Annotated in this window: 10 protein-coding genes; 7 read left to right on the top strand and 3 right to left on the bottom strand. The window is 67.2% G+C overall.

Annotation, left to right across the window (positions count from 1 at the left end; genetic code table 11):
• Nucleotides 1-89 precede the first annotated feature (89 nt).
• From QRO91_RS01000 to QRO91_RS00980, 5 genes are all read left to right on the top strand, one after another.
• Entirely contained in the window at nt 90-521 is a 432-nt protein-coding gene (locus QRO91_RS01000) for a hypothetical protein (protein ID WP_049428872.1), read from the top strand.
• A gap of 147 nt (nt 522-668) precedes the next feature.
• Complete coding sequence (gene dusB / locus QRO91_RS00995; protein WP_049428920.1) at nt 669-1,664, top strand: tRNA dihydrouridine synthase DusB; 996 nt, start codon at nt 669-671, stop codon at nt 1,662-1,664.
• A gap of 60 nt (nt 1,665-1,724) precedes the next feature.
• Complete coding sequence (locus QRO91_RS00990) at nt 1,725-2,552, top strand: class I SAM-dependent methyltransferase (protein WP_049428873.1); 828 nt, start codon at nt 1,725-1,727, stop codon at nt 2,550-2,552.
• Nucleotides 2,553-2,717: 165 nt separating this feature from the next.
• Nucleotides 2,718-4,544, top strand: a complete 1,827-nt coding sequence (locus QRO91_RS00985) for a hypothetical protein (RefSeq protein WP_285310193.1) — start codon at nt 2,718-2,720, stop codon at nt 4,542-4,544.
• Nucleotides 4,541-5,551: a glycosyltransferase family 2 protein gene (locus tag QRO91_RS00980; protein ID WP_049428876.1), complete on the top strand. Its 1,011-nt coding sequence runs from the start codon at nt 4,541-4,543 to the stop codon at nt 5,549-5,551. The genes QRO91_RS00985 and QRO91_RS00980 overlap by 4 nt, the downstream gene beginning before the upstream one ends.
• 50 nt (nt 5,552-5,601) lie before the next feature.
• Here QRO91_RS00980 and QRO91_RS00975 read toward each other — a convergent pair whose 3' ends face one another.
• The 3 genes from QRO91_RS00975 to QRO91_RS00965 form a co-directional block, all read right to left on the bottom strand.
• Nucleotides 5,602-6,660 carry a metal-dependent hydrolase gene (locus QRO91_RS00975; RefSeq protein ID WP_197633530.1) on the bottom strand — a complete coding sequence of 353 codons (1,059 nt, stop codon included), beginning with the start codon at nt 6,658-6,660 and terminating at the stop codon, nt 5,602-5,604.
• 115 nt (nt 6,661-6,775) lie between these two features.
• Complete coding sequence (locus QRO91_RS00970) at nt 6,776-7,576, bottom strand: UDP-2,3-diacylglucosamine diphosphatase (RefSeq protein WP_049428879.1); 801 nt, start codon at nt 7,574-7,576, stop codon at nt 6,776-6,778.
• Nucleotides 7,573-9,288, bottom strand: a complete 1,716-nt coding sequence (locus QRO91_RS00965; RefSeq protein WP_285310192.1) for a lysophospholipid acyltransferase family protein — start codon at nt 9,286-9,288, stop codon at nt 7,573-7,575. The genes QRO91_RS00970 and QRO91_RS00965 overlap by 4 nt, the downstream gene beginning before the upstream one ends.
• A gap of 324 nt (nt 9,289-9,612) precedes the next feature.
• Here QRO91_RS00965 and metK point away from each other — a divergent pair, with 324 nt between their 5' ends.
• Together metK and QRO91_RS00955 are read left to right on the top strand one after the other, a co-directional pair.
• Nucleotides 9,613-10,824 (top strand): methionine adenosyltransferase, encoded by a 1,212-nt coding sequence (gene metK, locus QRO91_RS00960; protein WP_010481882.1) that lies wholly within the window; start codon nt 9,613-9,615, stop codon nt 10,822-10,824.
• A 140-nt stretch (nt 10,825-10,964) separates the two neighbouring features.
• On the top strand, nt 10,965-11,471 hold the full coding sequence (locus tag QRO91_RS00955) for an acyl-CoA thioesterase (protein WP_005415314.1): 507 nt from the start codon (nt 10,965-10,967) through the stop codon (nt 11,469-11,471).
• Nucleotides 11,472-11,736: the final 265 nt, after the last annotated feature.

Here is an 11,736-nt window from a genome sequence, read left to right as displayed (position 1 = left end):
CCGTTTCCCAGCCCCTGCGACCGCCTGTCACATTGCCCACACCCTGCCCCTCGCCCACCATCCGCGCAGCTTCCTCGCACGGGCAGGAGATGGACGGATTCCCCTGGTTGCTGGTCGCGGCCGCCGGCAGTGCCATTGCGGCCCTGCTGCATATCGGCTGCATCGCCTTTGGCGCCCCTTGGTACAGGTCCTTCGGTGCCGGCCAGCGCATGGTCCGGCTGGCGCATGCGGGGCACTGGTGGCCGCCGCTGATGACAGCCGGCATTACGGCCGTGCTGGTGGCCTGGACACTGTACGCACTCGCAGCCGCAGGCTGGCATTCGCCGCTGCCGGCCAATCGCATGGTCCTGTCGGGCATCACCCTGCTGTTGCTGCTGCGCGCGGCGATGGGCTTCGCGCTGGCGCTGTTCCACCCCGGCTACAACGGCCGGCGCTTCTGGGTCGTCAGTTCACTGGTGTGCCTCAGCCTGGGGCTGGCCTTCGCGCTGGGCACCCGCCAGGCCTGGCAGAGCCTAGGGTAGCCGCCTACCATCGCCCGCCCTTGGGGGCGGCGGAAGCAACCGTCAAGCATCTGCTGATGCCGGTAAGGCATGAGGTCGGTGCCGATCGGCCTGAACCGGACCGCGCCCGACACGGCCGTACCGCCGCCCGCGCCCTACAATGGGCGCATGCAGATCGGCCCGTACACCATTGCCCCCAACGTCGTGCTGGCGCCCATGGCCGGCGTCACCGACAAGCCCTTCCGCCTGCTGTGCAAACGGCTGGGCGCGGGGCTGGCCGCCTCGGAAATGACCATCAGCGATCCGCGCTTCTGGAACACGCGCAAGTCGATCCACCGCATGGACCATGACGGCGAGCCGGCCCCGATCAGCGTGCAGATCGCCGGCACCGAGCCGCAGCAGCTGGCCGAGGCCGCGCGCTACAACGTCGACCACGGCGCGCAGATCATCGACATCAACATGGGCTGCCCGGCCAAGAAGGTGTGCAACGCCTGGGCCGGTTCGGCACTGATGCGCGACGAGCAGCTGGTGGCGCGCATCCTCGAGGCCGTGGTCAACGCGGTGGACGTGCCGGTCACGCTGAAGATCCGCACTGGCTGGGACTGCGACCATCGCAATGGCCCGCTGATCGCGCGCATCGCCGAGGACAGCGGCATCGCGGCGCTGGCCGTACATGGCCGCACCCGCGACCAGCACTACACCGGCCAGGCCGAGTACGGCACCATCGCCGAGATCAAGGCCGCGCTGCGCATTCCGGTGATCGCCAACGGCGATATCGATTCGCCGCAGAAGGCCGCCTACGTCCTGAAGGAAACCGGCGTGGACGCGGTGATGATCGGCCGCTCGGCGCAGGGCCGGCCGTGGATCTTCCGCGAGGTGGCGCACTACCTGGCCACCGGCGAGGAACTTCCACCACCTTCACTGGCGGAAGTACGCGACATCCTGCTTGGCCACCTGCACGCACTGCATGCGTTCTATGGCGAGCCCCAGGGCGTGCGCATCGCGCGCAAGCACCTGGGCTGGTATGCCAAGGACCGGCCAGAGAACGCCGCTTTCCGCGCAGTGGTCAACCGTGCCGAAGATCCGCAGAGCCAGATCGCACTGACCACCGAGTACTTCGACCGCCTGATCGCCGGGGAACCGGCGCTGCCTTCGGCGGCCTGAGCCGCCAGCCCCGCGTTTCCGAACAGTCGAGCCAGCTCGACGCTACAAGAGCCCGCCGTCATGACCCCGCCGATCTCCTCCCCGACCTACCTGCACGGGTTCTCCGGTACCGAGCAGCAGCGCCTGATGACCCAGGCGCGCCTGCTGGAATCGAGCATCTTCGGCCAGATCGACTACAGCGGCGCGCGACGCCTGCTGGAAGTCGGCAGCGGCGTGGGTGCGCAGACCGAGATCCTGCTGCGCCGCTTCCCGGAACTGCACGTGACCGGCGTGGACCTGAGCGAGACCCAGCTGGAGACTGCACGCGAGAACCTGTCGCGCACACCATGGTGCAGCGACCGCTACACCCTGCAACAGGCTGACGCCGGCGAACTGCCCTTCGAGGCGCGCAGCTTCGATTCGGCGTTCCTGTGCTGGGTGCTGGAACACGTTCCGTCACCGGCACGCGTGTTGAGTGAAGTGCGCCGCGTGCTGGCCCCGGGGTCGCCGGTCTACATCACCGAGGTGATGAACGCCTCGTTCCTGCTCGACCCGTATTCGCCGCATATCTGGCGCTACTGGATGGCCTTCAACGATTTCCAGTACGACCATGGGGGCGACCCGTTCGTCGGCGCCAAGCTGGGCAACCTGCTGCTGGCCGGTGGCTTCCGCGACGTGCACACCGAGATCAAGACCATCCACCTGGACAACCGTGAACCGGCGCGTCGCAAGACAATGATCGCGTTCTGGGAGCAGCTGCTGCTCTCGGCAGCCGACCAGCTGCTGCAGGCCGGTTCGGTGGACGAGGAGACCGTGGAAGGCATGCGCCGCGAATTCCGGCTGGTGCAGAACGACCCGAACGCGGTGTTCTTCTACTCGTTCGTGCAGGGCCGCGCCACGGTGTATTGAGGCCTGCTCTCACCCGAGGGCGGCCAGCGGCTGCGATGGCAACCGGCTAGAATCCTGCAGTCCCGGCCTCGGAACGGCGCGTGCCGGGGCCTCCCCCCCGTGCGGCAGCAGAGCATCGGTGCGTGAGCCTGTCGCGCGCGGATGGACCTGACCTGCGGGAGCATGATGAACGACAACGGCCGAACGCCTTTCCCTGCCCAGAACCCGGGCCAGACGGGCGGGCTTCGCCCTGGCCAGGTTCGCCTGCTTGCCGGGATCATGGTGCTGCTGTGCATCCTGTATGTCGCGCTCGCACTGACGCCGTCTTCCTACTCGCTGGCCTACGAGTACCTCGGCCTGGCCCCGCAGCAGCCGCTGCTCGGTACCGCCCGCTACATCCGTACCGACGAATGGATGGTGTTCACGCCGTACATCCAGATCGCGGTCAACAACGACTTCGGGCAGGTCAATGCGCACTCGGCGTACCACGAGTCACTGCGCACCTTCCAGGCGCTGCCGCTGCTGGACTGGGGGCTGCTGTTCAAGCCGTACCACTGGGCGTTCTTCGTGCTGCCTGCAGCGAATGCCTACTCGTTCTTCTTCATGTTCATGGCCATGGCCTTCCTGAGCGGATGGGCCCTGCTCCTGCGCCAACTGCGGATGCCGGCACTAGCCGCAGTGCTGGTTTCGACCACGCTGTTCTTCGCGCCGTTCGTGCAGGTCTGGTGGACCAGCAATGCCGGTGCCTTCGCGCTGGCCCCCTGGGCTGCGGTGGCATGGCTGGGCATCGGCCATCGCGCGCTGCGCATCGTGGCCAGCGCCTATGCACTGGCGGCGTGGCTGATCGCAGTGTCCTACCCGCCTTTCATCATTTCCTCGGTGCTGGCCCTGGCGGTGCTGGTGCTGGCGGTCCGGCGCGATGCCATCACCGTAGTACGTCTGGTCGATGCCGCCATCGCCGGCGCGATCGCACTGGCGGTGTTCGTCGGCTACTTCCACGACATCATCCCGATCGTGCGCAACACGGTGTACCCCGGCCAGCGCCAGAGCGCCGGTGGCGGTGTCGGCCTGACCAGCCTGCTCGCGCACCTCTTCCCGAACCTGATGACCTACCGGTTCGCCCCGCTGCCGTTGTTCAAGGCGTCCAACGATTGCGAGATCGCGGTGCTGGGCAGCCTGCTGCCGCTGTTCACCCTGGTGCTGGCCGATGGCGCACGGCTGCGCGAATGGGCGAAAAGCCACCGCAGCTCCCTGCTGATCCTGGCCGCCGGGCTGCTGTTCATCGCCTGCTGGATCTTCCTGCCTGTGCCTGCCGTGGTTGGCAAGCTGACCACTCTGTCGATGGTGCCCCCCGCGCGCGCACTGCTGGCCTTCGGCCTGTTGCTCAACATCGCCTGCGCGATGATCCTGGTGCACTGCGGCGTGCGCCTGCAGCGCTGGCGCCTGCTGCTTCTGGCGGCGCTGCTGATGGTCGGCAGCCTGGCCAAGTTCCTGTTCGGTGAAGGCCAGTTCAGCCGCCTGCACAGCACTGCCGACGCCATTCCCTACCTGTGCCTGGCGGGGCTGGCCGTTGCTGCCCGCCGCCCAAAGCTGTCGGCGCATGCCGCCAGCCTGGTCCTGGCTACCGCCGCACTGGCCAACCTGCTGGGCAACGGCCTGTTCAATCCGGTGCAGCAGGCCGGCCCGATCTTCGCGATGGACCGCGCTGCCGTCCTGCACTCCCTGCAGGCCCGCGGCTCGGCCACCACGACCGAAGGCGTGCTGGTGGCTCCCGGCGGGTTCGGGGGCCTCCTGCCGGGTGTTGGCATTCCCGCCGTGAACCATGTGCTGTACCTGCCACAGATGGATTACTTCCGCCGGTACTTCCCGTCGATGTCCGACGACGACTTCAATTTCACCTTCAACCGCTACCACCACATCACCGTAGCGCCTGACGGCGACGCGCCACGGGTGCTGCAGGGGGATCTGGTGGAACTGCCTGCAAAACCCCTGCTGGCCACTCCAGCCCGATGAATCCGATGACCACCACCACGCCCTCCGCATCGATGCCAGCACGGATCGCCGTGATCATCCCCTGCTACAAAGTGACCCGCCACGTGCTGTCCGTGCTGGCGGCGATCGATGATGCGGTAACGGCGATCTACTGCGTGGATGATGCGTGCCCCGACGGCAGCGGCCGCCTGGTCCAGGCCGAAGCGAACGACCCGCGCATCACCGTGCTTTTCCATCAGCACAACCTCGGCGTCGGCGGCGCGATCAAGACCGGGTACCGCGCGGCCATCGCAGATGGCATGGATATTCTGGTGAAGGTCGATGGCGATGGGCAGATGGACCCGGCGCTGCTGATGGACTTCGTCGCGCCGATCGCCGACGGCCATGCCGACTACACCAAGGGCAACCGATTCTGGAACCTGACCCACATCCGCCGCATGCCCCCGGCGCGGCGCCTGGGCAACCTGCTGCTGTCCTTCATGACCAAGGCTTCGTCCGGGTACTGGCAGGTGTTCGATCCGACCAACGGCTACACCGCCATCCATGCCAAGGTCGCCAGCCACCTGAAGCTCGAGGCGGTCAGCGACCGCTATTTCTTCGAGACCGACATGCTGTTCCGACTGAACACCGTGCGCGCGGTCGTGCAGGATGTGGCGATGGATGCCCACTACGGCGACGAAACCAGCAACCTGCGCATCGGTCGCATCCTGGGTGAGTTCACCTTCAAGCACGTGCGCAACACGCTCAAGCGCATTGCCTACAACTATTTCCTGCGCGACCTCAGCATCGCGTCGCTGGAGCTGATCGCCGGCAGCAGCCTGCTCGCCTTCGGGGGGCTGTTCGGGATGTACCACTGGGTGCGGTCGGCCCAGGCCGATGTCGCCACGCCGGTAGGGACGATCATGATCACCATGGTCGCGCTGATCTCGGGGCTGCAGTTCCTGCTGGCGTTCGTTGGCTTTGACATCGCCAACGTGCCGCGCCAGGTACTGAACCGTTCGATCAAGCTCAACCGCCTTCCTCAGTAGAGCCACGCGATGCGTGGCTGTTGTTCGCACCATCCACGCATGGCGCGGATCTACGGGTGCGCGGAACCGCTCGCGGCAGCCGCCGGCTCATGCCAGATGCGCTGCCACATCGCGGCAAGCCGGCGCCCGGCGTCGGCGCGTGCTCCCGGGCTGCTGTAGTCCGCACGCACCTGTTCGGGCACGATCGGCCGCCACTGCCCGTCCACCTGCTCGGCCACCACGAAGTTGAAGGTGTAATCCGGCTCCAGGCCCATGCGCAGATCACTGAGCACCAAGCGCCCGTCAACGACCTGCGCACGCATGAAGCCGCGATTGAACCACTGCAGGCGCTGTACCGCGGGAATCGCCTGCGCCTCGCGCAGTGCCTGCACGTTGGAGGGATGGCCTTCGAACTGCATCGGCCCATGATCGGCCACCAGCGAGCGGTCTCCCACTACGTAGCCGTTCGGCGTCATCGCCACCACCCGCCACAGCAGCGTGTTGAACGGCATCGGCACCGAGAAGCGCGGCGCATCGGCCAGGCCCATCGCGGCCAGGCTCTGCTGCGCGGCACGGTCGACCTGCGCCTTGGCCACCAGACCCCAGCCCAGGTATGCGCTGCTGACCAGCAGTGATGCCCCCAGCACCTTGCCGACCCAGGGGCGCGCACGACCGAACCAGGCCAGCACGCAGCCCAGCAGCAGCCACACCGTGTATGCAGGGTCGATGATGAAGACGCTGGAGCCCATGGTTGGATGCGGCCGCAGCGGCCACCACAGCTGGGTGCCGTAGACAGTGAACGCATCCAGCACCGGGTGGGTCACCAGCGCCAGCTGGATCGCCCAGAACCAGCGCGCCGGTGACTGCGCGACCCTGCCATTGCCAAAGCGCTTGAACAACCACCAGATCAGCGCCGCCACCCAGGGTAGCACCAGCAACGAATGGCTGAAACTGCGGTGCTCGACCATGTTCGCCACCGGGTCGGTGGCGGTGAAGCCGAGCCACAGCGCGTCGAGGTCCGGCAGGGTGCCGAGCGCGGCACCGGCCAGCAGGGCCGCACGGCGATGGCCGGGCGGAGCGATGGCAGCAGCGACGGCGCCGCCGAGTACGATCTGGGTCAGGGAATCCATGGCCCGATGCTAGCGGCTTGCGGGCGGTGCATGTAGAGCCGAGCCCTCGGCTGCTCTTCGTTGCGTGCAACGGCAGCCGAGCATGGGCTCGGCGCTACAAGAGGACAGACGCGGGTTACGCCGCCTGCGACAGGCGTGCGCCCGGCAACGCCACCAGCGTCTGGCCGTTGTGGTCCAGCAGGCGCAGCGCGCCGTCGTGGTCTTCGGCCAGCGCGGTCAGGCTTTCCACCCAGTCGCCGTCGTTCGCGTAGACCAGGCCATCGCGTTCCACCAGCGCGGCGCGGTGGATATGCCCGCAGACGATGCCGTCCAGGCCGCGCCGGCGCACGTCGTCCAGGCCGGCCTGCACGAAACGCTCGATGTAGCGCTCGGCCGCCCCACTGCGCTTCTTCAGGAACTCCGACAGCGACCAGTAGCGCATGCCAAGCTGGCGGCGCACCGCGTTCAATGCCTGGTTGCCGGTAAGGATGCGGTAGTACAGCCAATCACCGAACTTTTCCTGCAGGCCACCGAAGTGGGTCACGCCGTCGTACTCGTCACCGTGCGCGACCAGCAGCCGGCGGCCATCGGCGGTCACGTGGATGGCGCGGCGGCGCACCTGCATCGCCGGCAGCATCAGTCCGCACACCTGGCGCAGCGAGGCATCGTGGTTGCCGGGGATGTAGATGATCTCGGTGCCTGCGCGGCGCAGCGCGTGCAGGGCCTGGATGACTTCGCTGTGCGACTGCCGCCAGTTGGCACGGCGATGTGCCATCCACCACAGGTCGATGATGTCGCCGACCAGGTACAGCCGTTCGCAGCGCAGCTGCGAGAGGAACCTTGCCAGCTCGGTGGCATGGCAATGACGTGACCCCAGGTGCACGTCGGAGACGAACACTGCGCGCCGGTGTGGCGACAGGTTCGCCAGCGTGCTCATGCCGGCGTCCCCGCGTCGCGCAGGTAGCGTTTGCGCTTGTTCGGCCGGATCGCGCACAGGTCCACTTCGATCAGGCCATCGATCGAATCGCTGAAGTCCGGATCCACGCCAAAGGCGAGGAAGCGTGCGCCCCCCGGTTCGCACAGATCGGTGTACTGGCGGTACAGCGTGGGCACGCCGGTGCCGAGTGCAGCCAGGTTGGCTTTCAGTACATCGAACGCAGCACCGGCATCCAGTTCGCCGAAACTCGGCGGCGCGGCGAAGTACTGGAACGGCCGGTTCGACTCGGCAAGACCGGCGGTGCCACTGTAGTAGCGCTGGTAGTACGCCACCAGCTGCTCGCGCGCATCGCGCGGCAGCGCCGCACTGATCGACACCGCACCGAACAGGTAGCGGATGCCGGGCCGGCACTGCAGGTAGGCGCCGATGCCCTGCCATAGGTAGTCCAGGCTGCGGCTGCCCCAGTAATCGGGCACCACGAAGCTGCGGCCCAGTTCCAGGCCTTCGGCGATGTGGGTGATGGCGTCGTCGGAATAGCGGAACAACGATGCGCTGTAGAGCCCGGACAGGCCGTGCCGGGCCAGTGCCTGGGCGCCGCGCATGATCCGGTAGGCGCCGGCGATGCGCTGCGCGGCTGCGTCCCAGATCACGATGTGTTCGTACCGCGGATCGTAATCGTCCAGGTCGCGGCTGCGCCCTGTGCCCTCGCCTACCTGGCGGAAGGTCAGCTCGCGCAGGCGGCCCAGTTCCAGCAGCAGCGGTGAATCGGCGCTGCAGGTCGCCAGCAGGATCTGCTTGCCGTCAGCGGTCTGGCCCAGCTGGGTGGCTGCGGCAATGCCGGCGGCAACCTGCGAAGGTGGTACCGGCGACGCCAGCGGCTCCGGACCTGCAACAGCAGCGGCATCGCCCGCCGCCCCATTACGGCCCAGCGCATACAGCGCGCGGCGCACGGCCAACAGCTGCGCGCCCGGGTCACCGCCCTTGCCCAGCTGCATCGGCTCACCGATGCACAGGCGCAGCGGACGGCCACGGCGGGTGAACATCTCGCGCGCCAGCAGCGCGGTACCGGCCGGCTTGAACAGGGTCGAGGCGCCATAGAACAGCGCCGAGTTGCGCGCCTCCACCCGCACCGGCAGCACCGGCGCACCGGCGGTGCGGGCAAAGCGCACGAACCCCCGCTGCCAGCGACCGTCGCGGATGCCGCGCAGCGAGAGGCGTGAGACCTCGCCAGCCGGGAATACGATCACGCACTGCTCGGCCGCCAGCGCCTCCTCCACGGCGTGCAGGCTGCCACGCTGGGCCTTGCCGCCAAGGATGCGCACCGGCAGCAGCAGATCCTGCAGCGGCGCGATGGCTCCCAGCAGGTCGTTGGCCACGATCCGAACATCGCGGCGGATGCGGCCGACCGCGTCCAGCAGCGCCAGTGCATCCAGCGCCCCGGACGGATGATTGGCAACAATCAGCAGGCGGCCCGTGGCCGGGATCTTCGCCAGCGCGGCCGGATCCACCTGGTACTGGCCATCGATGAACTCCAGCCCGGCAGCAACGAAGCCGAATCCGCGCAATCCTGCACTGCGCTGCAGGAAAGCTTCGATCTGGTCCAACCGCGACCAGCGCCCGACGCTGCGCAGCAATGGCCGCGCCAGCTGGCCACGACGGCCATGGAACCAATCGGGAAAGCGTTGCTGGAGACGCTGTTCAAGTTCCTGCATGGCAGATCCACTCATGCCCGGCGGCCGGATTGGCCGACAGCCTGCGCCCGGCAGACGGCAGCCAGATGGCGGTTCTGGGGCAGAACGATGACGGTCGATCCGCCCGGGGTGGGGCCGCAACCGGCCCCCGGGCCACCCCGCCCGTTGTCACGCTGGTGGAACACTGGGCCTCGAGGCTGGGGCCCAATCCCGTCAGGACGGCCCTTGCCGGGCCTACGCGGGCTTAACCACCGGCAACCGGTACAGGTTCACAATGCACAGGCGGCGCACCCCGTGTATCATGCGCGCCCATCTTTCCATCCGAATCAAGGGATATTACGCCTGATGTCCAGCTATCTCTTCACCTCCGAGTCGGTCTCCGAAGGCCATCCGGACAAGGTTGCCGACCAGATCTCCGATGCGGTGCTGGACGCGATCCTGACCCAGGACCAGCGCGCCCGCGTGGCCTGCGAGACCATGGTCAAGACCGGTGTTGCCATTGTTGCCGGTGAAATCACCACCAGCGCCTGGATCGACCTGGAAGCGCTGACCCGCAAGGTCATCACGGACATCGGCTACGACAGCTCCGACGTCGGCTTCGACGGCGCCACCTGCGGCGTGCTGAACCTGATCGGCAAGCAGTCGCCGCACATCGCCCAGGGCGTGGATCGCAAGAAGCCGGAAGAAATGGGCGCGGGCGACCAGGGCCTGATGTTCGGCTATGCCACCAACGAGACCGACAGCTACATGCCGGCCGCGATCCACCTGTCGCACCGCCTGGTCGAGCAGCAGGCCAAGATCCGCAAGAAGAAGAACTCGCCGCTGTCGTGGCTGCGTCCGGACGCCAAGAGCCAGGTCACCCTGCGCTATGAAAACGGCGTGGTCTCGGCCATCGACGCCGTGGTGCTGTCGACCCAGCATGCCCCGGGCATCAAGCAGAAGGACCTCATCGAGGCCGTCCGCGAAGAGATCATCAAGCCGGTGCTGCCGGCCAAGTGGCTGCACAAGGGCACCAAGTTCCACATCAACCCGACCGGCAAGTTCGAGATCGGTGGCCCGGTGGGCGACTGCGGCCTGACCGGCCGCAAGATCATCGTCGACACCTACGGCGGCTGGGCCCGTCACGGTGGTGGCGCCTTCTCCGGCAAGGACCCGTCCAAGGTCGACCGTTCGGCTGCCTACGCGGCCCGCTACGTCGCCAAGAACGTGGTTGCCGCCGGCCTGGCCGACCGCTGCGAAGTGCAGGTCTCCTACGCCATCGGCGTGGCTGAGCCGACCTCGATCTCGGTCACCACCTTCGGCACCGGCAAGATCAGCGACGACAAGATCGAGAAGCTGATCCGCAAGCACTTCGACCTGCGCCCGTACGGCATCATCAAGATGCTCGACCTGGTGCACCCGATGTACCAGCAGACCGCGGCCTACGGCCACTTCGGCCGCAAGCCGAAGGAATTCAGCTACCTCAACGGCGAAGGCGAGACCGTCAACGCCACGGCCTTCTCCTGGGAGAAGACCGACCGCGCCGCCGCCCTGCGCGCCGACGCGAAGCTGAAGTAAGACAGACGAAGGGCCGCGCAAGCGGCCCTTCTGCTTTTTGTAGAGCCGAGCCCATGCTCGGCTTTCCTTTGCCTGCGCCAAGAGCAGCCGAGCATGGGCTCGGCTCTACAAGAGCTACGCCACGCCGATACAATCGGTGCATGTCGACCGAACTGAAAACCCACCAGCTGTCCATGACCGTGCTGATGTCGCCGGAGATGGCCAATTTCTCCGGCAAGGTCCACGGCGGCGCCATCCTGCGCCTGCTCGACCAGGTGGCCTATGCCTGCGCCAGCCGCTATGCCGGCAGCTACGTGGTCACTCTGTCAGTGGACCAGGTGATGTTCCGCCAGCCCATCGCGGTGGGCGAACTGGTCACCTTCCTGGCCTCGGTGAACTACACGGGCACCTCGTCGATGGAAATCGGCATCAAGGTGGTGGCCGAGGACATCCTCAAGCGCAGCGTGCGCCACGCCAACAGCTGCTTCTTCACGATGGTGGCGGTGGACGAGGAAGGCCGGCCGACGCCGGTACCGCCCCTGCAGCCGGCCACCTCCGACGAGAAGCGCCGCCAGGCCGCCGCGCAGATCCGCCGCCAGCTGCGCCAGGAAATGGAACAGCGCCATCTGGAACTGCTGGCGTCGAACCCGCCTTCGCCGGAGGAATGAGGTAGTGGCGGGGGCGGGGGGGGCCCCCCCCCCCGCGGGGCCGCCCAAAAAAACCATCCCGCGCCCCCCCGCGCCCCACACAACACCCTCCACCCCCCTGTCTCGACCCCCCCGGCAAACCCCGCAACCCCCCCCCCCACCCCCGGCGCACGGGCTTGAGTTGTGTGCCCGGGCGGGGCCCCCAATTTATAGAGTTCACCAGATCCTACAGTTATTTGTGGTGTCGTGTGTTTTGTTCCCGGGTTGTAAAGGCCTAAAAACCCAA

The sequence above is a fragment of the Stenotrophomonas maltophilia group sp. Smal32 genome, from assembly GCF_030237085.1.
Classification (GTDB): domain Bacteria; phylum Pseudomonadota; class Gammaproteobacteria; order Xanthomonadales; family Xanthomonadaceae; genus Stenotrophomonas; species Stenotrophomonas maltophilia_Q.
This window is presented reverse-complemented; position numbering and strand designations above follow the sequence as displayed.

Excerpts from the sequence above, each read along its gene's own strand:
- QRO91_RS01000 (WP_049428872.1), top strand. The coding sequence starts at position 90 with ATGGACGGATTCCCCTGGTTGCTGGTCGCGGCCGCCGGCAGTGCCATT.
- dusB (WP_049428920.1), top strand. The coding sequence starts at position 669 with ATGCAGATCGGCCCGTACACCATTGCCCCCAACGTCGTGCTGGCGCCC.
- QRO91_RS00990 (WP_049428873.1), top strand. The coding sequence starts at position 1,725 with ATGACCCCGCCGATCTCCTCCCCGACCTACCTGCACGGGTTCTCCGGT.
- QRO91_RS00985 (WP_285310193.1), top strand. The coding sequence starts at position 2,718 with ATGAACGACAACGGCCGAACGCCTTTCCCTGCCCAGAACCCGGGCCAG.
- QRO91_RS00980 (WP_049428876.1), top strand. The coding sequence starts at position 4,541 with ATGAATCCGATGACCACCACCACGCCCTCCGCATCGATGCCAGCACGG.
- QRO91_RS00975 (WP_197633530.1), bottom strand. The coding sequence starts at position 6,660 with ATGGATTCCCTGACCCAGATCGTACTCGGCGGCGCCGTCGCTGCTGCC.
- QRO91_RS00970 (WP_049428879.1), bottom strand. The coding sequence starts at position 7,576 with ATGAGCACGCTGGCGAACCTGTCGCCACACCGGCGCGCAGTGTTCGTC.
- QRO91_RS00965 (WP_285310192.1), bottom strand. The coding sequence starts at position 9,288 with ATGCAGGAACTTGAACAGCGTCTCCAGCAACGCTTTCCCGATTGGTTC.
- metK (WP_010481882.1), top strand. The coding sequence starts at position 9,613 with ATGTCCAGCTATCTCTTCACCTCCGAGTCGGTCTCCGAAGGCCATCCG.
- QRO91_RS00955 (WP_005415314.1), top strand. The coding sequence starts at position 10,965 with ATGTCGACCGAACTGAAAACCCACCAGCTGTCCATGACCGTGCTGATG.